The 25,711-nt window shown below is 37.3% G+C and carries 1 protein-coding gene and 1 pseudogene; both read right to left on the bottom strand.

Annotated elements, in window-relative coordinates; all coding sequences use genetic code 11:
• Positions 1–21 precede the first annotated feature (21 nt).
• Positions 22–24,447, bottom strand: a complete 24,426-nt coding sequence (locus ACODSB_RS15540) for a T9SS type B sorting domain-containing protein (protein WP_488937712.1) — start codon at positions 24,445–24,447, stop codon at positions 22–24.
• A 128-nt stretch (positions 24,448–24,575) separates the two neighbouring features.
• A pseudogene (locus ACODSB_RS15535) lies at positions 24,576–25,711 on the bottom strand (PorP/SprF family type IX secretion system membrane protein); the annotation flags it as partial.

Raw genomic sequence — 25,711 nt, 5'->3', positions numbered from 1 at the left:
ATCATAAGGGGCTATATTTTGTTATCTGTATAAAGTGAAATGTCCAACAAACTCTCTTGCATCATTCACGTCATTAAGTTTAAGAACATACCAGTAATCACCTGTTGGTAATTCCTCGCCATTGTATCTACCATCCCATTTTTGACCATAATGATATTTAGCAATCTGACGTCCGTATCTATCGAAGATCGCAAACTCTAGATTAGTATAAATATTTGTACATCCAGGTCCCCAACCACTGTGAGTTCCGTTTGGTGTAAAGTAATTATCAAGACAAACATCAATGTAAGTCAACGGTATTGTAATCGTATCAATACATCCGTTTTGATCTTTTACCTTAATTACATAATCTCTAGACTCATAATATTTAAATTTAGTCTCAGATGTAAATGGACCTCCGTCAAAACTGTATTCATAAGCAGGTCTTCCGCCAATTGCAGTTAAAGAAACTACGTTCATTTCTTGTTGTCCTCCAGCTAATTGAATATGTAATTTATCAAATGCCTGGATTGTGAAACTTGCTGTTGGCTGGATACATCCGTTTGTATGTCTTGCGTAAATTACGTGATCACCAGGTAATACATCTTTAAATTCATTTGATAATTGGTATGGACCAGCTATAACATCTAAAGAGTAATCAACATCAGCAGGATCTACAGAAGGATCTATAGTTACTGTCACTGTATTAGTTTCACAACCGTAAACAACTTCTGCTGTTGGATTGATGTCAACTGCCAATGGCACAAGAACCTCAATTTCAAAATTACAACCATTTGCATCTTTAACATAAGCGGTATGATTACCTCCTGCAAGACCATCAAATGTATGCTGAGTTCCAGCAATTGGATCAAAAGGACCATTTGGTAAATCAAGACTTACTGTGTAAGGAGCAGTTCCACCAGTGATATCAATTGTAAATTCTCCATTTAAGTCGCCTTTACATTGTTCTCCTAATATTGAGCCTGCTGTAACTATAAGCGGTGCAGCTGGCTGCGTGATTGTGATATCTGTCATTACATAACATCCGTTCTCATCTTGCGCAATTACAGTATACAATCCTGGAGCAAGTTTATCAAACACACTGATTGTATCAAACTGATTTAAATCTGGTGAGATTGCGTATTTAATAACTCCTGTTCCACCTGTTGCAGTTACTACAATTTTACCATTGTTTTCACCGAAACATGTAACATTAGTTGGTGTAAACACAGCTTGTAAAGCAACTGGCGGTTCGTTGATTGTAATTACATCAGATGCATCATCACAATCTCCACTTTCTACTTTCACAATATAATCTCCAATTACTAAATCTTCGAAGATACCAGTAGCCTGAGGACCTTGGATAATAGTTCCAGCAGTATTTTCTAATGTATAGATATAGTTTCCTAAACCTCCTTTAGCTTCTGCTACTATAACTCCCGTAGCTTCACCTGTACATTTTACAACTGCATTTGTTGCATCAACATCAATGTTAAGCGGTTCAAGAGGATCAATTGTGATCTCATTAGAAACATAACCTACACATCCTGCAACATCTTTTACATAGTAGCTGTATTTACCAACAGCAACCGGGAACGTAACTGATGCATTGAATGAACCAATAGTTGTTGCAAAATTAGCATCAGTACTATAAGTGTAAGGAGCTGTTCCACCCACTGCGCTTAATGTAAGTGTTGCCTGAGTTAAACATGTTTGTGAGCTAGCTTCAACTAAAGTTGGAATAACCTCTGTTGGCTCATTGATCACAATGTTTACTGAAGTTGCAGAACAACTAAATCCGTCAGTAACTGTAATACTATAAGTTCCAGCACCTAAACCTGTGAATATTGGGCTAAGTTGTGGTCCAGAACTAATAACTGGATTTGCTGAAAGAATATTTAAAGTATACTGATAGTTACTTCCTTGTCCACCTGTTGGAGGGTCTACTGTAATTATTGCAGTTTTATCTCCAAAACATGTTAGTGTTGTAGTACTTGCTGATGCAGTAACCACGATTGGTGCCGGAACAACTAATACTTCTGTTGCTGTAGCGATACAACCTACATTATCTCTAACGTTAATTGTATAGTTACCTGCTGATAATCCTGACCACACGAATTGAGCTGAGTAGTCAACTAATGTTGTACCATTCAATACCAATTGGTATTCGTATTTATTATCCCATCCACCTGCTGCTGAAGCAGTGATTTCTCCGTCGTTATTTCCTGTTACACAAGTAATATCAGATTTCGCTGTTGTTACTGTAAGAGCTGCTGTTGGCTGCTCAATTGTGAACAATGTAGAAACTGTACAGAATGGGTTGTTTACTAGTGTTGCAACAACTGTGTATTGACCAGCAGTTAAGTTAGAAATACTAACCGGACCTGCATTTGTTGTTGTTCCGTTACTTGGAACTGGTCCTGTAATTACATAGTTGAATGCACCTGCATCATTTGTTGGGTTTAACTGATTATCTACAAAAGTTAAATCAACACTTCCGTTTGCAGTACCGTAACAGATTTGTCCGTTAACTGGTGTTACATTAATATCAAAAGTATTAGGATCATTAACATAATGTGCTTGTACAATTGAACATCCTGTAGCAAGGTTTGTAACGGTAATTAAATAATTTCCGATAGTTAATCCTGTGAATACTCCAGTTGTATTTGACTGATTGTATGTATTTCCATCAGTTCCGGCAACATTGTAATTCAATATTGCTGGTGTTCCTCCAATAGATGTTACCGTTACAGTAATATCTTCATTAGAAATACAAGTTACAGCAGTATTTACAGCAACATTTATTTGATCTAAACGAATGAAAGGATTTACTCTAATTATTCCTGTACTAGATCCCATACATCCTTTATCATCGTAAACATTTACAGTATAGTCACCACCTATGAAGTCTGACTCGCTGTAAGCATTTGATGGACCTCTTTGAACTACAACTCCACCTTTAATGAACTCATAGATTGTATAAACTCCAGAACCACCAACAACGTTATTTACTGTAATAACTGCATAGTTTGAAACGTTTGTTCCAGCTGTACAATTGTATTGTGTGATAACTGGTGCGTTAACTGTAATCACGTTTGGTTCGCTGATTCTAATATCTTCAGAATCCACACAACCTCTTCCAGAAGTTACTGTTACCGTATAATCTCCAGCCTGAAGGTTATCAAAAATGTTTTGAGTCTGAGCTGGTCTGTTAACCGCTACTCCTAAAGCTGTAGTTCCTGTTAATGTATATGTATAAACTGGGTTATCGTTTACACCTGGCGCACTTGGATCTAAATTAGCCGTGATTGAACCATCTGAATTACCTCTACAAGAAACATTTGTTCCGTTTAAAGTAAATCCTGTAATAACTGTTGCCGGAGCAATTTCAATTGTAACGTTAAAGTCACAAGTTGTTAATACGTCTCTTACTCTGATAACGTGTGTACCCGGAGCAACGTTGTTAAATACAGCCGGTGTAGTATTTATGCTTACACCTCCGTCTAAAGTATATCTATAATTCGCTGTTCCTGAACCTCCTGTTGCAGTAGCAGTAATTACACCATTATTAAATGTACAACTTGGTAATGTTGTAACTATAGTCTCTAACTGTAATCCCGGAGTGATCGTTACCGCAGCAGTTGCTGTAGCTGTACATCCGTTTGCATCTCTTACTGTTACATCGTATGTTCCTGCAGCGTTTACAGTAAATGTTGGGCTTGTTTGGAAACCTGCTCCAATACTGTATTCGTAAGGTGCAACACCAGAACCAACAGTAACTGTAAATGTATATTCACCTGCTGCCGTAGGACATTGGCTAGTAACATTAGCTGTTATTGCAGTTGGTAATGGATCTACCGCAATTGTTATTGGGATAAATGTTTCACAACCTTTAGAATCTAATACGTATGCTCTCCAGTTTAAGCTTACAGCCGGATCTAAAACAGCATTATTACTGTTTGTATAATCTGCTGCTGGTGGAGTTCCTGCTCCTGCGATGAAAGCATATTTATAATCTGGTGTTCCTCCTGCAGCTGTTACACTAACCTGAGCACCTGAATTACAATTAGCATTTATATTTGAAGCGACAGTCAATGTTAATACTGAAGGCTGACCAACAGTTACTGAAGCCGAAGCTGTACATCCTGTTGTTGTGTCAGTAACTTCTACTGTATACGTACCGATTGGTAAGTTTGTCAGCGTTACTACTTTTCCAACTTGTGTTAGAGTTCCTGTAGTTGGTCCTCCAATTAAAGCTGCTGTGTAAGCCCCGTCAAAATTGTCAACATCAAATTTCACTGATCCGTTTGAACCTCCGTTACAGCTTACGTCATTTACTAACTGACCTGCTGCTGTAATGTTTACTAGCGGATCAACTGTGTAATATACATCATCTTTACATCCGTTTGCATCAGTTACCTGGAATAAGTAAGTATCTGCTGTTAGACCTGTAAAGATTCCGTTTGCTGCACCAGAAACATTTGTAACGGCGCTAGCTGGAGAAAGAATCTCGTAGTGTAATGCACCAACACCATGTGAAACAGTTACAGTAACTGTACTTGTTGTGTTAGCAGCTGGTGTACACCAAATATCTGTTCCTGTTACAGAATCGATTACTGGAGCATCTAGTGCCGGAATTGTAACACTTACCGGTACTGCAATTGTACAATTATTAGCATCTTTTACCGAAGCTGTAACTGTTCCTGCATTATAAGTAGTGAATGTATTCGTTGCACTATAATTTATTCCGTTGAAACTATATTGGTAAGGTGCTGTTCCTGTTCCTGCAGTTACATTGATTGTAACAATTGCCGGTTGAGTAGCATTACCTGTTCCACAAGTTAAACTTTGAGTTAATACCGCAGTTGCAGCAAGAGCAGCTGGCTCCGTAATTGTAGCTTGTACGCTTACTGAAGAACATTGCTTAGCATCACGAACAACGATGTTGTAAGTTCCCGCAATTAATGCTGTGAAAACATTTGAAGCTTGGAAAGCTCCTCCATTGATACTGTACTCATATGGAACAACTCCATTAGCAGCAGTAACAATGATGCTTCCGTTATTTCCTCCTACACAGCTTACGTTTGTTTGTGCTAATGTTGCTGATGGAGTTGTTGTTGGTGTTACTATTACCGGAATAGAAACTGCCTGACATCCTTGACTGTCTGTTACTCTGAAAGTATAAGTTCCAGCAGCTGTAGCCGTATAAGGTGATGTTGCAGGGAAGTATCCTCCTGCATTAAAGTCAACTTCGAATCCTGTGTAAGTAAGTGTACCCTGAGTTGCCAATAATGTAATAACAGCTGATCCTGCACAAGTTAAATCTTGTGTTAAAGAAGCTTGTAATAATAATTCCTGATTTAATTTGTAAGGGCTTGAAACGATACAGCCATTTCCATCTTTAATATAGAATGTGTAGTTTCCTGGCGCATTCAATACAAAGTTAGGGCTAGATTGGTATCCGTTACCTATACTGTATGTTGGCGTTCCAACATAAGTTCCCGTGATTGTAATTGGCACCGGACCTCCTGTGTAACAATACAATCCAGCTGATGAATTGATTGTTGGCAATGCATCTGTAGCAATTGTTACATCAATTTTAGTTGTACATCCGTTTGCATCCATTGCATAAACATCCCATTGTGTATTTACAGTTGGGTCTAATACAGCGTTTGCAACAGTATCGTAATCTAAAACATTTGGAGTAACTCCGTCTTCAACGAATACATATTTATAAACCGGAGTACCGCCAGAAGCAAGAACTTCAACTTTAGCACCGAAATTACAATTTGCATTTATGTTACTTACTACGCTAAGACCTATAGATGTTGGCTGAGCCACAACTACTGAAGCAGTAGCTGTACATCCAGTAATTCCATCAGTAATAAGAACTGTGTAAGTTCCCGGAACTAATCCTGTCACGTTTACAGTATTTCCTGTTATAGCTAATGTACCAGTACCTGCAGTTAATACTGCTGTGTAAGTTCCTGTGTAATTTGCAACTGTAAATTTAACAGCACCATTTGATTGTCCGTTACAAACCACATTACTTACTAATTGACCTGCAACTGTAATATTTGTTACCGGATTAATAGTATATGATTCTTGGTAAGTACAACCATTAGCATCTGTCACTTGGAATAAGTAAGTGTCTGGAGTTAATCCTGCAAATACCGCTGAAGTTTGTTTCGCTACAGCGATTGGAGAAAGAATCTCATATTGAAGTGTTCCTACACCATTAACTACGTTACTAATCGTAACTGTACTTGTTGTACTTGCGGCTGGAGCACAATAAATTGGTGTTCCATTAATATCCATATTTGTTGGCGCATTTAACGCTGGGATAGTAATAGTAACCGGCACTGCAATCATACAGTTATTAGCATCTTTTACATAAGCCGTAACTAATCCTGCATTATAAGTAGTCAACGCATTTGTTGTACTATAATTTGTTCCGTTGAAACTATATTGGTAAGGTGCTGTTCCTGTTCCTGCAGTTACATTTATTGTAACAATCGCAGGTTGAGTTGAATTACCTGTACCACAAGTTAATCCTTGCGTTAACACAGCTGTTGCTGCTAAAGCTGTCGGCTCAGTAATTGTAGCTTGTACGCTTACTGAAGAACATTGTTTAGCATCACGAACAACAATGTTGTAAGTTCCTGCAACTAATCCTGTGAATATATTTGAAGCCTGGAAAGCTCCTCCGTTGATACTGTACTCATATGGTACAATACCATTTGCAGCAGTAACAATAATACTTCCGTTATTTCCTCCTATACAGCTTACGTTTGTCTGTGTAAATGTAGACGTTGGAGTTGTTGTTGGAGTTACTACTACCGGAATAGAAACTGCCTGACATCCCTGACTGTCTGTTACTCTGAAAGTATAAGTTCCAGCAGCTGTAGCCGTGTAAGGTGATGTTACAGCAGTATATGCACCCGCGTTAAACGATACTTCGAATGTTGTGTAAGTAAGAGTACCCTGAGTTGCCAATAATGTGATACTCGCTGATCCTGCACAAGTTAAATCTTGTGTTAAAGTAGCTTTTAACAACAATTCCTGACGTAATGTATAAGGGCTTGAAACAATACAGCCGTTAGCATCTTTAATATAGAATACATAGTTTCCTGGCGCATTCAATACAAAGTTAGGGCTAGATTGGTATCCGTTACCAATGCTGTATGTTAAAGGTGCAACACCTGTTCCTGTTATAGTAATTGGTACTGGACCTCCTGTGTAGCAATATAATCCAACTGATGAATTGATTGTTGGCAATGCATCTGTACCAATTGTTACATCAAGTTTTACTGTACATCCGTTTGCATCCTTAGCATAAACATCCCATAGAGTATTTACTGTTGGTGCTAATACTGCATTTGCACTATTTGTATAATCTGCAGCAACTGGTGTAACACCATCTTGAACAAATGCGTATGTATAATTTGGTGTTCCTCCGTTTGCTAAAACAGTCACTTTTGCACCGAAATTACAATTTGCATTTACGTTGCTTACTAAGTTAAGACCTAGAACTGTTGGCTGAGCCACAACTACTGAAGCAGTTGCAATACATCCTGTTGTTCCATCAACAACCTGAACTGTATATGTTCCAGGAACTAATCCTGTAACGTTTACAGTATTTCCTGTCTGAACTAATGTACCTGTACCTGCTGTTAATGTTGCAGTATAAGAAGTTCCATAATTAGCAACAGTAAATCTAACTGCACCATTTGTATTTCCGTTACAAGTAACGTTACTTATTAATTGACCTGCAACTGTAATGTTAGTTACCGGTAAAACAGTATAAGATTCTTGGTAAGTACAACCATTAGCATCAGTCACCTGGAATAAGTAAGTATCTGGAGTTAATCCTGCAAATACCGCTGAAGTTTGTTTCGCTGCAACAATTGGAGAAAGAATCTCATATTGAAGCGTTCCAACACCGTTGATTACGTTACTAATTGTAACTGTACTTGTTGTGTTTGCCGCTGGAGCACAATAAATAGGTGTTCCGTTAATATCCATATTAGTCGGCGCATTCAACGCTGGAATAGTGATAGTAACTGGCACTGCAATGATACAATTGTTAGCATCTTTTACATAAGCTGTAACTAATCCTGCATTATAAGTAGTCAACGTATTTGTTGTACTATAATTTGTTCCTCCGTTGAAACTGTATTGGTAAGGCGCTGTTCCTGTTCCTGCAGTTACATTGATTGTAACAATTGCTGGCTGCGTAGCATTACCTGTTCCACAAGTTAATCCTTGCGTTAACACAGCTGTTGCAGCTAAAGCTGTCGGTTGAGTAATTGTAGCTGGTACGCTTACTGAAGAACATTGCTTAGCGTCACGAACAACAATGTTGTAAGTTCCTGCAATTAATCCTGTGAATATATTTGACGTTTGGAAAGCTCCTCCGTTAATGCTGTACTGATATGGAGTAATTCCATTTGCAGCAGTAACAGTAATACTTCCGTCATTTCCTCCAATACAGCTTACGTTTGTTTGTGCTAATGTTGCTGTTGGAGTTGTTGTTGGAGTTACTACTACCGGAATAGAAAGTGCCTGACATCCTTGGCTGTCTGTTACTCTGAAAGTGTAAGTTCCAGCAGCAGTAGCCGTGTAAGGTGATGTTGCAGCAACATATCCACCTCCGTTAAAGTCAACTTCAAATCCTGTGTAAGTTGTAGTTCCCTGAGTTGCCAATAATGTAATACTAGCTGATCCTGCACAAGTTAAATCTTGCGTTAAAGTAGCATTTAATAATAATTGTTGGTTTAATGTATAAGGAACTGAAACAATACAGCCATTAACATCTTTAATAGAGAATGTATAAGTTCCTGGTGCATTCAATACAAAGTTAGGACTAGACTGGAATCCGTTACCAATGCTGTATTCAGCTGTAGCACCTACAAAAGTTCCAGTGATTGTAATTGGTACTGGACCTCCTGTATAACAGTATACTGAAGCAGTTAAGTCAATTGTTGGTAATGCGTCTGTACCAATTGTTACGTCTAATTTAACTGTACATCCATTTGCATCTTTTGCATAAACATCCCATAATGTGTTTGTAGCCGGAGCTAATACAGCTCTTGCACTATTTGTGTAATCTGCAGCTACCGGAGTAACACCATCCTGAACGAATGCGTAAGTATAGTTAGGTGTTGCACCTGAAGCAATAACTTCAACTTTTGCACCAGAATTACAATTTGCATTTACGTTGCTAACCAAGTTGATGCTTAGAGCTGTTGGCTGAGTAACTACAACTGAAGCAGTTGCAATACATCCTGTAATATCATCAGTAACCTGAAGAGTGTATGTTGCCGGAACTAATCCTGTAACGTCAACAGTATTTCCTGTTTGTGTTACCGTACCTGTTCCTGCTGTTAATGTTGCAGTATATGTTGCTCCAAAGTTTGCAACTGTGAATTTAACGGCACCATTTGCTTGTCCGTTACAAATTACATTACTTACTAATTGACCTGCAACTGTAATATTAGTTACCGGAGCAACTGTGTATGATTTTTGATCTTTACATCCGTTAGCATCAGTTACTTCAAATAAGTAAGTATCCGGAGCTAATAATGTGAATATTCCGCTAGCAGCACCTGAAACATTTGAAGTTGCACTAGCTGGTGATAAAATTGCGTAAGCTAAAGTACCAACACCATTTGTTGTAGTGATAGTAACTGTACTTGTAGTACTAGCCGCCGGAGCACAATAAATTGGTGTTCCAATAATGTTTGTAATTGTTGGCGGATTTAACGCTGGAATATTAACTCCATTTGTTAAAGTGAATATACATCCTTTAGCATCTTTAACTAAAACATTGAATGTTGTTCCAGCAAAAGCTTCGTATGTATTTGTACTTGTATAAGTTACACCGTTATCAAAACTATATAAGTAAGGAGCAGTACCATCTGCAGCTGTTACAGTAACTACTGCTTTTGTTGGTACATTTCCTGCAGCACATGTCAATGCTGTTGTTAAAGCAGACGTTGCTGTTAATGCTGCCGGCTGCGTTATTGTGATTGGCGTACCTGGATAAAGACAAGATTTAGCATCTCTTACCGTAATAGTATATGCAGTACCTGCCGCTAATCCTGTAAATACATTTGATGTTTGGAAAGCTCCACCATCTAATTGATATTGATAAGGACCAACTCCTGAAGTAACATTTACCGTAATTGTTCCATCTGTACCTCCATTACAACTTACATGTGTTTCAACAGTAGTAAATAATGTAGGCTGGATAGGATCTAATGTTAAAGTAGTAGTTGCCTCACATGCTGTTGGCAATTTAGCATCATTTACTTTGAACATATAGTTAGCTAAAACACTAGTTGTTAGAACATTTGATGGCATCAAGGTATAGTTAAGACCTCCATCAGTAGAATAATAATAAGTGTATGCTGTGTTGTAACCTCCTGTAGCTGTTAATGTAATTTGAGCGTCTGGAGTTATAGTACAATCTAGTTCTTTTGTTAATGCTGCACTTAAGTGTAGCTGTGGTTTAACTTCATAAGTTGTAGTTGCTGTACAACCATTTCCATCTTTAATTACTAAAGTATAAGTACCTGAAGCATTAAACGTAAAGCTTGGACTTGTTTGGAAAGTACTTCCGTTTACGCTGTAAGTAGCTCCTCCAACTGCTGGATCAACTGTTCCAGAAATTGCAAATGTGAATGGATTACCGTCATAACAAATTCCAGCTGGTGCTGTAATTGTTGGATCGACATCTTTATTTAATGTAATAGCTGCGAATTTGATACAGCCATAAGCATCTTTTGCGTAAGCAATGTAGTTTCCTGCATTTCTGTTAAATGTATTTACAGAAGCCCAACCTGTAGAAGCTGCTGTTGGTGCAGGATCTGTAGACAATAATAATTGATATGTATATGGACCTGTTCCGTCTTTTGCAACAGCTGTAATTACACCAGAGTTTGGATTACAATTTGCATTTTTAGTAACTGAAGCCGTAACTGATAAATCAATAGCAGATTCAGTAATGTTAAATGTATTACTAGCAACACTACAACCTGCATTAGTTCCACCTGCAGTTTCTTTAATTACAACAACATAATTTCCAAAACCTAAAGCCCCAATGTTGTTAATTGGAAGTGAACCATTAGCAGGTACTGTACCTGTTCCGGTAACACCTGTAGTAACCATTGTGAAAGAATTAAATATCTCATAACTAATAGGTGTTGGTGTTGGATATGTACTATTTACTGTCAATGAAACATTTCCATTATTGCTTCCTTTACAAGTAACATTGTTAGCTGTTAATCCAGTTACAGTTAAAGTAGAGTTAGTTGGAATAGGGAATTGAGCTGTTTCATAGTAGTAACAACCTGTTCCTGCATCATGAACGATGAAAGTATATTTAACTCCTGGTAATAAGTTTGGTATGCTTGTTTTTTTACTTCCTGGGTTTACTCCTGCAGGAACTCCTAAAACGTCTTCATCATACCACGGTAAAGTAGTTGGAGAAGTATAAGTCATTCCAGGACCTGTGTAAACAGCGAAGTGGAATGGCCCATTACCTGTAATATTAGTAGATGCAGCACCAATAGCTACAACTGCTGAACCTAAAGAAGAACAATCAGCTGGCGGTGGTGTTACTGTAATATCAAGATCATTTGGCGGTGAAGCAACAAATATATTTTGCTCTATATTAGTACAACCATTTGCATCTGTAATGATAATTTGGTATAAACCAAAGTCAACTACTTCGAAAACAACTGAAGCTCCAGTTTGACCTGTAATTTGTTTGTTATATCCATTTACTCCGGTTACATGATAAGTATAATTAGGAGTTCCTCCCGTAACAGAAGTAATTGTAATAGCTCCTAATGAAACACCTAATGCACCACAAGTAATAGGCGTAATTGTTCTATTTACTACGATTGGTGTTGGCTGTGCAATATTAATATTATCTGTATCTGTACATCCTTTTGCATCAGTTACAGTAATTACATAATTACCAGCAGCTAGGCCAGAAGTTTGTGAACCGTAATTAACTCCTGTAGTTGTATTTAAAACAGTATATACAAATGGTGCTTGTCCTTGTGTATTATCGATTGTAATAGCGATTGCTGCAGTAGCATCACCATTACAGTTTATACTTTGAGTTTGTGTAACTCCTGTAATGTCTGGATTAACTGGAGTTGTAACGACAACCGCAGTAGATGTAGCTGTACAACCTCTAGAATCAGTTACTGTGAAAGTGTATGATCCTGCTGTGTTAGTTGTAAATACATTTCCAGCAATTGTTCCTGTATTAGGAGAAGCTGTATAAGTAAATGGTCCGCTTCCTCCTGCTGGTGTCAAAGTAATTTGAGCATCAGTTGGAACTGAACATGTAATGTCCTTGTCTAATGTCGCATTTAGTGTTAATGCGTTATTTACTAAAACAACATTACTATCTGCTGTACATCCGTTACCATCTTTAATTCTGATAGTATAACTTCCAGGTGTAGTAACAACAAACGTGTTACCTGCCTGATATGAAGCTCCTCCATTAATACTGTAGCTCAATGGTGCTACTAGTCCAACTCCCGGAGTTGCTGTAATAGTATAGCTTCCTACACCAAAACACTGACCCGCTGCAGAAGCTGTAACAGTTGGAACAACATCTTTAGCTATAGTAATATCTAATTTAAATGTACATCCGTTTGCATCTATAACGTGAACGTCCCAGTTTAAGTTAACAGCTGGGTCTAAGTTTGCTTTGTTATTGTTTGAATAAGCTCCTACCGCAGCACCATCCTGAACGAATGAATATCTGTATATAGGCGTTCCACCAGTTGCAGTAACTGTAACTGCTGAAGTACTAACGAAACAGTTAGCATTTACCGCAGCATAAGTTGCAGATAAAGCAGCAGCCGGTTGATTAATAGTAATCGAAGCATTAGCTGTACAACCTGTTACTTCATCTGTAATAACAATTGCATAAGTATTTGCAGTTAAATTTGGTAAAGTTACAGTTCCACTATTAACTCCTGTTACTGCTGTACCTCCATTAACTGTATAAGAATATGTAGAACCGAAACCTGAAACAGTTAATCTTATAGATCCTGTATTTCCTCCGTTACATAATACATCACTTAATTTACTAGCTAAAACAGTAATTGGAGTTACCGGATTAACTGTATATGATTCTGTATAATAACATCCGTTAGCATCGGTAACTTTAAACATATAAGTACCTGGTGCAAGATTTGCAAAAGCATTAGATGTTTGTTTAGGAATGATAACCGGAGATGGAGCAATTGTTTCGTATTGTAAAGTTCCAACACCATTTGTCGCTGTTAAAGTAACAGTAGTTGTTGTAGCCGTACAAGTAACTGCCGGAGCAGCAAATGTTAAATCTGTTGGAGAGTTTAATCTCAATAAAGTTCCATTACCTGTTACCGGACATCCTTTTGCATCTCTTACTGAGTAAGTATAAGCTTGGTTAGTTCCGTTATCATTTAATGTTAAAACATTATTTGAGCTGTACCCGCTTCCGTTGAAGCTGTATTCGTAAGGAGCAGTTCCTGTTCCTGCTGTAACATTAATTGTAACTGTTCCTGCTACTTTAGCATTTGAAGTGTTACATGAGAACGGAACTTCAACTACTGTAGCAGCTAATGTTAAAGGCTGCGTAATTGTAACTGCTACTGATCCTGTACAGTTTTTACTGTCTTTTACGTAGAAAGTATAAGAACCTGCAGCTAATCCTGTAAATACCGGATTTGCAGCAAATGGTCCTGCAACATTGTTGCTATATGTAAATCCGCCTGATCCTCCAGCACCTGTTAAAGTAACTGAACCATTTGAACTTCCATTACAGCTTGCATTTACCTGAACAGCTGTAACTGTTGGGTTTGTAATAGGAGCAACTGTAACAACTGCAGTTCTTGTACAGCTGTTAGAATCTGTAATTACAAATGTATAAGTATCTGCATTTGCAGGTGTTACTGTGTATGTAAATGTTGGTCCCGAAATAGGTGCACTTGCTGCACTTGGAGCACCAGCACCTTTTTGTACTGTATAAGTATATGTAGATCTACCTCCGCCTATTGTAACTGTAATTGTTGCATTTGGAGTAGCTGTACAATCTAATGTTTTTGTAACTGTACCAGCAGCTGTTAATTGCGGGTAAACCACTGTTGCAGCCGGAGCCGCAGCAATACATCCGTTTTTATCTTTTACATAAACGGTATAAGTTCCTGCAGCTACTGAGAAAGTATTACTTGTTTGGAACGCTCCAGTTGGACCATTAATTCCGTAAGTTAATGGTGCTAAACCTGTAGCAGTCGCAGTAATAGTGAATCCGCTTCCAGAAGCTGTACATTGATTATTAACCGTTACGTTAGTAATCGCTGGCATTGCATCCAAAATAACTGTAGCTGTTGATTTAGCAATACAGCCATTTGCATCTTTCACGTAAACATCCCAAACTAAATCAGCTCCAGAATTAGTATCTACTGTTAAAACAGCACTATTTCCGTAAGTAGATGTTGGAACTGTTGATGGGCTTTTTGCGAAAGCGTAAGTATAATTTGGTGTACCGCCTGCAGCTGTAACTGTAATTTGTGAATTATCGTTATTACAATTAACATTAGTTCCTACAGCTGTAGTAATTGTTAATGCAGCCGCTGGCTGACCAATAACAATACTTGTAGAATTCGTACATCCTGTTGCAGTATCTGTTACCTGAACAGTATAAGTACCAGCCGTAGCATTTGATAATGTTAATGTGTTTCCTGATTGTGCAACCGATGCCCCAACTGGTGTTACAGTAAATGTATAAGCACCAACTACAGCATTACCAGAAACTGTATAAGTTCCAGATCCTGTTGAACCTCCTCTACATAAAACATCACTTGTTTTATTTCCTGTAATTGCAATTGGTGTAACCGGATTAACAATGTAAGGTTCTGTATAATAACATCCGTTTGCATCTGTAACTCTGAAAGTATAAGATCCAGGTGCAAGATTTGCGAATGAACTTGATGTTTGTTTAGCAATGATTACTGTCGATGGAGCAATCGTTTCATATTGTAAAGTTCCAACTCCGTTTACAGCCGTTAAAGTAACAGTAGTAGTTGTAGCTGTACAAGTAACTGCTGGTGAAGCAAAAGTTAAATCTGTTGGTGGGTTTAGTCTCAATAAAGTTCCATTACCTGTAACCGGACAGCCTTTTGCATCTCTTACTGAGTAAGTATAAGCTTGATTCGCTCCGTTGTCATTTAATGTTAATACATTATTTGAGCTGTATCCGCTTCCGTTGAAGCTGTATTCGTAAGGAGAAGTTCCTGTTCCTGCAGTAACATTGATTGTAACTGTTCCTGCTACTTTAGCATTTGAAGTGTTACATGTAAATGGAACTACTGCAACTGTTGCTGCTAATGTTATAGGCTGCGTAATTGTAACTGCTACAGATCCTGTACAGTTTTTACTGTCTTTTACATAGAAAGTATAAGAACCAGCAGCCAATCCTGTAAATACTGGATTAGTTGTAAATCCTGTTGTTGGATTATTACTGTATGTGAAACTACCTGATCCTCCAGCACCTGTTAAAGTAACTGAACCATCTGCAGCGCCATTACAGCTTGCATTTACCTGAACAGCCGTAACCGTTGGATTTGCAATTGGGGCAACAGTAACAACTGCTGTTCTCGTACAGCTGTTAGAATCTGTAATTACAAATGTATAAGTATCTGCATTTGCAGGTGTTACTGTGTATGTAAATGTTGGTCCTGTAATTGGTGCGCTTGCTGCACTTGGTGCACCAGCACCTTTTTGTACTGTGTAAGTATATGTAGATCTACCGCCGCCAATTGTAACTGTAATAGTTGCGTTTGGAGTAGCTGTACAATCTAATTCTTTTGTAACTGTACCAGCTGCTGTTAATTGTGGGTAAACTACTGTTGCAGCCGGAGCTGAAACAGTACAGCCGTTTTTATCTTTTACACTTACTGTGTAAGTTCCCGCAGCAACTGTAAATGTATTTGAAGTTTGGAAAGAAGTTCCATCAATACTATATGTCAATGGAGCTAAACCTGTAGCAGTTGCAGTAATCGTGAATCCGCTTCCAGAAGCTGTACATTGATTGTTAACCGTTACGTTAGTTACAGCTGGCATTCCATCCAAAATAACTGTAGCTGTTGATTTAGCAATACAACCATTTGCGTCTTTAACATAAACATCCCAAACTAAATCAGCTCCAGAATTAGTGTCTACTGTTAAAACATTACTAGCGCCATAAGTCGATGATGGTACTGTTGATGGGCTTTTCGCGAAAGCGTAAGTATAATTTGGAGTACCTCCTGTTGCTGTAACTGTAATATTTGAATTATCATTATTACAATTTACGTTTGTAGCAACTGCTGTCGTAATTGCCAATGCAGCCGCTGGCTGACCAATAACAATACTTGCAGAATTAGTACATCCTGTTGCAGTATCTGTTACCTGAACAGTATAAGTTCCTGCAGCAACATTTGATAATGTTAATGTATCTCCTGATTTTGTTAATGTTCCTGATCCTAAAGTTCCTGCTGTTAAAGTAAATGTATAAGCACCTACTACAGCATTACCAGAAACTGTATAAGTACCAGATCCTGTTGAACCTCCTCTACATAAAACATCACTTGTTTTATTTCCAGTAATTGCAATTGGAGTAACTGGATTTACAATGTAAGGTTCTGTATAATAACATCCGTTTGTATCTGTAACTCTGAAAGTATAAGATCCAGGTGCAAGGTTTGTGAATGCATTTGATGTTTGTTTTGCTCTAATTACTGTCGATGGAGCAATTGTTTCGTATTGTAAAGTTCCTACTCCATTTACTGCTGTTAAAGTAACAGTTGTACTTGTAGCTGTACAAGTAACCGCTGGAGAAGCAAAAGTTAAATCTGTTGGAGGGTTTAGTCTCAATAAAGTTCCTGAACCTGTAACCGGACATCCTTTTGCATCTCTTACTGAGTAAGTATATGGCTGATCTGCACCGTTGTCATTTAATGTTAATACATTATTTGAGCTGTATCCGCTTCCATTGAAGCTGTATTCGTAAGGAGCTGTTCCTGTTCCTGCTGTAACATTAATAGTAACTGTTCCTGCTACTTTAGCATTTGAAGTGTTACATGTAAATCCTACAACGGCAACTGTAGCTGCTAAAGTACTTGGCTGCGTAATTGTAACTGCTACCGATCCTGTACAACCTTTACTGTCTTTTACATAGAAAGTATAAGAACCTGCCGCTAATCCGTTAAATACTGGGTTAGTAGTAAATCCTGTTGTTGCATTATTACTGTATGTGAAACTACCTGATCCTCCAGCACCTGTTAAAGTAACTGAACCATCTGCAGCTCCATTACAGCTTGAATTTGTCTGAGCAGCTGTAACCGTTGGGTTTGAAATTGGGTCTACTGTAGTTACTGCTGTAGCCTGACATCCATTAGCATCTGTAATTACAAATGTATAAGTGTCTGCATTTCCAGGAGTAACTGAGAAAGTAAATGTTGGTCCTGCAATAGAAGCGCTTGGTGCGCTTGGAGTACCTGAACCTTTTCTAGATGTATATGTAAATGGAGTTCTTCCCCCGCCAATTGTAACTGTAATTGTTGCGTTTGGAGTAACTGTACAATCTAATTCTTTTGTGACAGCACCTACAGCTGTTAACTGTGGATAAACTACTGTTGCAGCCGGAGCTGAAGCAATACAGCCGTTTTTATCTTTTACACTTACAGTATAAGTTCCCGCAGCAACGTTAAAAATATTTGAAGTTTGGAAAGAAGTTCCATCTATACTATATGTCAACGGAGCTAAACCTGTTCCTGTTGCAGTAATAGTAAACGAATTACCTGAACCTGTACATTGGTTATTGATTGCTGCAGTTACGCTTGGTAAATTATCTGTAGCAATAGTAACTGTATTTTTTGTTGTACAGCCATTTGCGTCTTTTACATAAACATCCCAAACTAAATCAGCTCCAGAATTAGTATCTACTGTTAAAACAGCACTATTGCCATAAGTCGATGATGGTACTGTTGATGGGCTTTTCGCGAAAGCGTAAGTATAATTTGGCGTACCGCCTGCAGCCGTAACTGTAATTTGTGAATTATCGTTATTACAATTTACATTAGTAGATGCTGCTGTAAATGTTAATACATTTGCAGGCTCTGCAATAATAATACTTGCTGTATTTGTACAACCTGTTGCATTGTCTCTTACTTGTACAGAATATGTTCCTGCAACAACGTTTGCTAATGTTAATGTATTTCCTGATTTTGTTATTGAGGCAGCCGCCGCAGGAGGTGTTACTGTATAAGTATAAGTACCAACTGTTGCATTACCAGAAACTGTAAAAGTTCCAGATCCTGTTGCTCCTCCTTTACAAAGAGCATCACTTGTTTTATTACCAGCAACTGAAATTGGACTTACAGCATTGATAATATATGGTTCTTCATAATAACATCCGTTAGCATCAGTAACTTTAAAGTTATAAGTTCCCGCTGCTAATCCAGCAAATACTCCTGTAGTATTTGTTGCTACAGATGCTGCTGGTGATGTAATTGCATACGTTAAAGTCCCTACTCCATTTGTGGCAGTAGCAGTAACTGTAGTTGTAGTTGCTGTACAAGTAACCGCAGCATTACTAAATGCTAAATCTGTTGGAGGGTTTAATCTGTTAATTGTAACTGTTTGAACTGGAGTTTTACAACCTTGTGCATCACTAACTACATAAGAAATAGTTTGGTTTGTTCCATTATCTGTTACAGATAATGTACGCGTGCTTGTAAAAGTTGTTCCTCCGTCAAAACTATATTGATAAGGAGCTGTACCTGTTGTTGGAACAGCAATTGTTACAGTAGCCGCTTGTTTAACATTTGAAGCATTACATGAAAATGCAGTTGCACTTGCAGTAGCTGTTAATGTTGTTGGCTGCGTAATAGTAATATTTCCAACTGCAGATTTACAACCTTTACTATCCATTACCTGGAATGTATAAGTTCCTGCAGCTAATCCTGTGTAATCTGATTGAGCAATAAATGTTGCACTTCCGTTGAAACTGTAAGTATATCCTCCAGATCCACCTGCTCCGACTAATTGAATAGAACCTGTTGAAGCTCCATTACATGTTGCATTTACTTTTGTAGCTGTAACTGTTGGATTTGAAATTGGATTTACAACTGCGCTAGTTGTAGTAATACAACCTTTTGAATCTGTAATTTCAAAAGTATAAGTATTTGCAGTTGTTGCAGTATATACAAATGAATTACCTGTTACATTGTTACTACCACTGTAAGTTCCTGAACCTATTTTAACTTTATATTTAAATGCACTTGTACCTCCCGTAATAGAAACTGTGATAGTAGCATTTGGAGAAGTAGTACAATCTAACGTTTTAGAGATTGTTGCGCTTCCTTCTAATTCAGGTGCAATTACAATGTTGCTAACTGTAGCTGTACAGTTATTACTGTCTGTTACAACAACATTATGTGTACCAGGACCTACATTCGTAAATGTATTTGAAGTTTGTGCAGCTCCGCCGTCTAAACTATAAGTTAAAGTTCCTGTTCCTGTAGCTGTTACTACAAGTGTTGCCTGATTAGTAGAATCATAACATAAATCTGAACTCGCAGCTAATGAAGCTGTTGGAGCTGTTGGATTATTAATATTTACAGTAGCTGAAGCTGGAGAAGTACAAGCGTTTGCATCTCTAACCACTATTCTATATGTTCCTGAAGCAACGTTTGTAAATATATTCGAAGTTTGGAATGGTACTACAACTGTAGTTCCATTAGATTGTCTTAACTCATATTGGTAAGCCGGTGTCCCTCCTGTTACTGTTGCGGTAATAGAAGCGCCAGTTGTACAAGTAGGCTGAGCCGTAACCTGAGCTGTAACTGCTAATGCTGCTGGTGCAGTAATAGGTTGAGAGAATGGGAAACTACAAGTCGATGCACTATTGTTGAAACGAACTTGAATTGAATAGGTTTGGCTTGTTAAACCTGTTACAGTTACAGGAGATACTTTAGAATTTACCCAGGTAGTTCCATTATTCATAGAATAATCGAATCCGTATGGAAGATTAAAATTTTCTGCTGCTAATGTAATTTCTCCGTTATTTCCTCCATTACAAGTAACATTTTTAACTCCTGTTATAGAAGCTGTAAATGCTTTATTACTGTCGATAACAATAGGAAAATCTTTTTGAGTAATACATGATTTTGGAATCTGACCTACCCAGATATCATCGATAACTAAGTCATTACCTCCATATTCAGTACTTCCTGAACGAATTCTGAAAGTAAGGTTTGTATTATTTCCTGGATTTAACGAGATGTTTATTGGAACCCATTTTGTTCTGTTAGCATCATTTGCTGCTTCAGCAATTTTACCTGTATCTTCAGTAGCAACAACATTACCAGAACCATCAACCAATTCGAATCTTACAATTGGAGCTGCTCCGGTTACACCTGTATTTAATAAGTTACCTACATATAAGGAAACCATTACAGGCTGATTTGGGATAACATCAATAATTGGTTTGCTATATAAAACTCCATAAGGTCCTGCTGCACCACCAATATTTACTAATAAATATCTTCCGTTTGCATCTGTTCCATTTGTTGTATGGTCTTTAAAGTGGTACCAAGCTGTATCACCTCTCCAGAAGAAACTTGTAACTGAGTATTGGTTATCTTCAACAGAACGAGTTGGAGTTCCGTTTAAAGAACAAGTATATGGAGGGTTAACTCTTTGGTCGTTGAAACAGTAAGCCGATGCAATACCAGGAGTTGTTGTAGTTCCTCCAGAACCAAAATCTTCTTGTAATAAATTACTATAAGTTGGTACTGAAACTAAATTGTATTTTACACTTACTGTGTGAGATCCTGATGGAACATTTACAAAAACGTTCGAAGGAGTATTTGTGTTTAAAACATTATCTAAATAATATTCATAGCTGTAATTTGCCCCACCACCATTTGTTACCGTTACAGTACTTGTTGCAGTTCCATTACAATTAAATACTGGTGCTCCAACTGCAATTGTAGGGTCTGCAGGTTTTGGATCTAATATAACTCCAGGCATTGCGAACGTACAGCCTTTTGAATCTCTAACATAAAGTGTATAAGTTCCCGGTGCTACGTAAGCTTCATTTGATGTTCCGTAAGTTGTACCTCCGTTAAAGCTGTATGTGTAAGGAGGAGTTCCGCCTTGAGGGTTTGTAATACGTACTTTACCAAAACCATTACCTGATGGATCACAACCTGCTAATTCAGAAACACCCGCAGAAGCACTTAATGCATTTGCAGGAGCTGTAATTGTAATAGTAGTTGCAGGATCAGTACATGTAGTTCCTGATAAAGTATATTTAACTACAACATTGTAAGTTCCGCCTGTTAAATTAGAGAAAACAGGAGTAGTGCTAAATGTCGCACCATTGTCAATACTGTATTGTAAAGTATATCCGTTTGCGTTTGTAACGTTAATATTAATTTGAGCTGTACCGCCGTTACAATTAATTTCTGTATTTGTTATATTGTAAACAGGCTTAGGATTTCCTGTAACTGTAATTGATGTTGTTGCCTCACAGTTATTAGAATCAACTAAACGAATATTATATGTTCCAGCTGTTGTAAAAGTAATTTCGTTTGAAGTAAGGAAAGTAGTCGATCCATTTACAAAGAAGAAATATGGTGCTGTACCTCCAGAACCTGATAATGTAATTTTACCATCGCTACATGCTGTAAGAGGTGTTGTCAAGGCTGCAGTTGCTACTAGAGGAGCTGCAATGTTATTTATAGAAATAACACTTGACACATTACAAGTTGGAGCTGGTGTACCGCCAATTGGTGCATTTGTAACTCTTACCCTGTAAGTGGTTCCAGGATTTAAATTAGCAAAAGTATAATCTGAAGCTGCAATAGGCCCAACACTATTTACAAGTGCATTTGTAGCATTATTATATAAGTAATAATAATATTGCGGGTCTATATTTAAAGCACCTACTTTTATACTTCCTTTATCTCCGTAACAAGTTGGTTGAGTTACTGCTGTAGTAATCTGTAAGTCTCTGCTTCTAATAAGAATACCCGGAACAGAAAAAATACATGGATTAGTAGCAACACCAATTTGTCTGATATAAACAGTATAAGAGTTAGGAGTTGTAATATTGAAAGTATTACTTGTTTGATATGCTCCTACTGCACCACTAGGATCTGTTCTGATAGCATATTCATAACCTGCAGGCACGCCGCCAATTGTAATACTTCCAGGAACACCACAAATAATATCTTTATGTGTTTCTGTTGGAGTTAACAAATTCGTATAAACATTAAAGTAGAAACGGTTGAAACATCCTCCCGCATAATTTAATGTTACTCGAAATTGTCCTGCCTGGTTTGCCGTATAATTTGGCCCTGAACCAACACTAGCCCATGTACAGGCAGCATTTTCATTGGCACAATTTTGATTTGTAACAGCAGTACAACTTCCTTCATTTAATTTCTCCCAAACAATACTTGTTGCGTCAGAAATACTTGTAGTAATTTGTCTGACAGCATTTGAACCACACAAGAAAATATTTGGTAATTTTTTTCCATCATTAGAACAAGTTACTACCTGATCTGCGAAAGGAATTACCGGATTTTCTACTGTTGCTCCAAATCTTGTTACAACAAATGACTGATAGATTGATCTACAAGGTGCAGCAGCGAGATTATAAACATAATAAGTTCCAGGATCTTTTACATTAAATACTTGTCCTTTTCCTATTTCAATAGTTCTTGCTTCATCACTATACCAAGTATAATCTGAATAACCATTAGCAGCTGTTAAGTTAATATTTGCTCCACAAAGTGTAACGTTCGTGGTGTATTTACAACCATCTACTCCAACTAAAAAGTTTGTCGCTTTTGGAACTAAAATACATCCTGTATTGGTATTAACACTCGGGTCATCAGAAATTGTAAAACTTGTATTTTGCTGTCCTTTGTACGTTGCATAAGCAGAGTTGTCAATACTATTAGAACAAGCCTCACTTAAACTTTGACAATCAGGAACAACCTTAACCTTAAAGCTTATAATTTTTTCAGGGTCACCAACTTTAACAATGTTGTTGTTTATTGCAAAAACAATATTTCTTGTCGTTGCATTATAACTTTGAACCGTTACCCCAGTTGGTAACGAAACAATATCAGCCGGATAATTGAAAATAATATTAATAGGCAGCTGATCTCGAATTGTAAATGAGGTAGCATTATCATTACCTGTATTTTTAAAACCAATTTCGTAGTTTAACTGCTGTCCTAAAGTAACATTTTGCCCGCCAATATTTGCTCCTAAATTATTTTTTACAATTTTAGTTAAAACAATTTTCGGTTCAATAATCTCAACGTTAAAAGCATTGAAAAAGAGTCCATAACCGTCTCCTCCCGTACTAAGCTTTAATTGTGCCGAGGTATCGTTGTTTTTAATAATTGCATTTGCGGCATTATTAAGATTTATAATCCCCGCTTCAAACCCCAGGGTATTACCACTACTTGGTGTTCGGTCTGTATAAGGACCATTAACATCATTAAACGTACTATTAAAGAAGTTATTTACCGAACGCTCAGTAGTAAAAATATCAGTATTATTAATAGAATATTTATCGCCAGTAAGGTTAACGTCTCCCTCTAAAGCGGCAAAAGCTAATTTTGCTTTTACAACTCCTGTTGGAATTGTTTTAAAACCTGTTAAGTCATAAGTTACAGGTCCACTAGATGCTTGTATCCAACGAAGACCGTCGAAAGAAGTAATATACTTTGCAGATGATTTTGGATCTTCATAAACAACAAATAAATTCCACCCTGCAGAAAAACCTCCATTGATTCCACCTCTTCCAGAAATAATATTAGCAACTGTATAAGTTCCTTCAGGATTTGCTAATCCTTGTACCATCGTTGTTAGATCATAATAGTATGCATAAGGCATCTGATCACCATTTGACGTCGTTGGATAGTAATCATAAATTAATGATCCTGAAATATTAGTATAAGCTGTTTGATTTGGAAGTTTAATCTTAATTGAACCTAGATTGGCACGCGTAACTGTACCATTGTCAACAGTACCTTTACTGTAAATACCAGCCCAATAAAGACCTGCATATACGATTTTATAACATTCTCTACTAGATTGCGGAACAGTTAAATTAGCCGAACTAGAACTAAACGTAGTATTGTCACTATCAATATCGATATATTGCATAGTAAGGTCGTTGTTGTTCTGGCTAGTTGAGTTGAACGCATTATTTGGCCGCTCACCATTCTTGTTGTTATCTCTATTCAAAATATTATTACCTATCAAGAGCATATCACCTTTTAAACTTTGGTCAAAGCGAGGGGTGAAATCCTTTTGAGAGAACATAATAAAACTCTGTATAAAAAATAATACAGTTAAAACTAATTTTAAAGTAGTAGGTTTCTTCATGTTACTATGGTTTCAGTTTAACTGTTGTTCTTTGAAGGGGCATTCAAAGAACAACATTCAATCTTAATTTAAATTTATGTTTTTACTTTCCTTCTCCTTTCGAAGAAGCCGCCGTCTATATCCTATTATTAATTTTCGACTTTTACGATAGCCATTTTCCCGTTGTATGGTGATTTACCTTTAGCTTCTAATGCCTTAGTTGCTTCTTGCAGACCATCGAATTTCTCGTAATAGATATAATATTTACTTGTTGTTATATTGTAAAAGAAATTAATATTTGAAAGCCCTGATGCTACAGCTTTAGTTAAGAACTCATCTCGTTTTTCAACACTGCTGTGTACTGCAAGAATCATATAATAACCACTTTCAGAATTTTTAATATTCTTAATAATCTGCATGTTTGACTGATCTTCACCAAAATCAAAATCAGCTGCCGTGAGCGGTGTACTGCTTACTTTCGTTGTTTCTTTAATACGTTTAAGAGCAGCTACATCCTGAGCATATCTTCCCTGATCATTTTCGTATGCCGCACGCTTAATTCTACGTTTTTTCTCAATTTCAGTTTCAGCTTTAATACGCTCTAAGTCGGCAAGTAATGCTGCACCTTCAAGTTCCATTTTTAACTGTGCTGCTTTCAATTCGTTTATCTTCTCAAGATAAGCTTTGTTTAAAGCATCATTTTTATTAGGAACTTTTTTAAGTCTTTCGTTATATAAATTTGTCAGCTTAGCAATCTCATCTTTCTGTGCTTTACTAGCATCTGCAAGTTGTGATTTTAAAGCTTCTATCTGACTGTTTTCTGCAGCTACACTTTTGAAAGGTTTTGGTTCTTTGTAAATACCTTTTTCACTTAAATCATTCTCTTCTTTTAAATCATTCAAGTCTTTTTGTTTATTAGCTACTGTTGATTTAAACTGATCTAATAGATCATTTTGTGTTTTACCTGAACTTTCAATTGACTGAGTTAAACTTTCAATCGCTTTTGCTGTTTCATCTTTTGCTGCCGCTGCTGCTCTGGCTGCTGCTGCTTCTGCATCAGCTTTTGCTTTCTCTGCTGCTAATCTTGCCTGACGTTCTTCTTCTTCTTTTAGTTTTCTTGTTTCTTCGTCAGCTTTTTGTTTTTCTGAAGCTTCAGCATCCGCTTTTGCTTTTGCATCTGCAGCAAGTTTAGCTTGTAATGCTTCTGCATCTGCCTTAGCTTTTGCATCCGCTGCCAACTTAGCTTGTAATGCTTCTGCGTCTGCTTTCGCTTTTGCATCAGCAG

Source organism: Flavobacterium sp. FG68 (genome assembly GCF_057808895.1).
The sequence above is the reverse complement of the archived record's forward strand: the minus strand, read 5'-3'. Positions and strand labels throughout refer to the sequence as shown.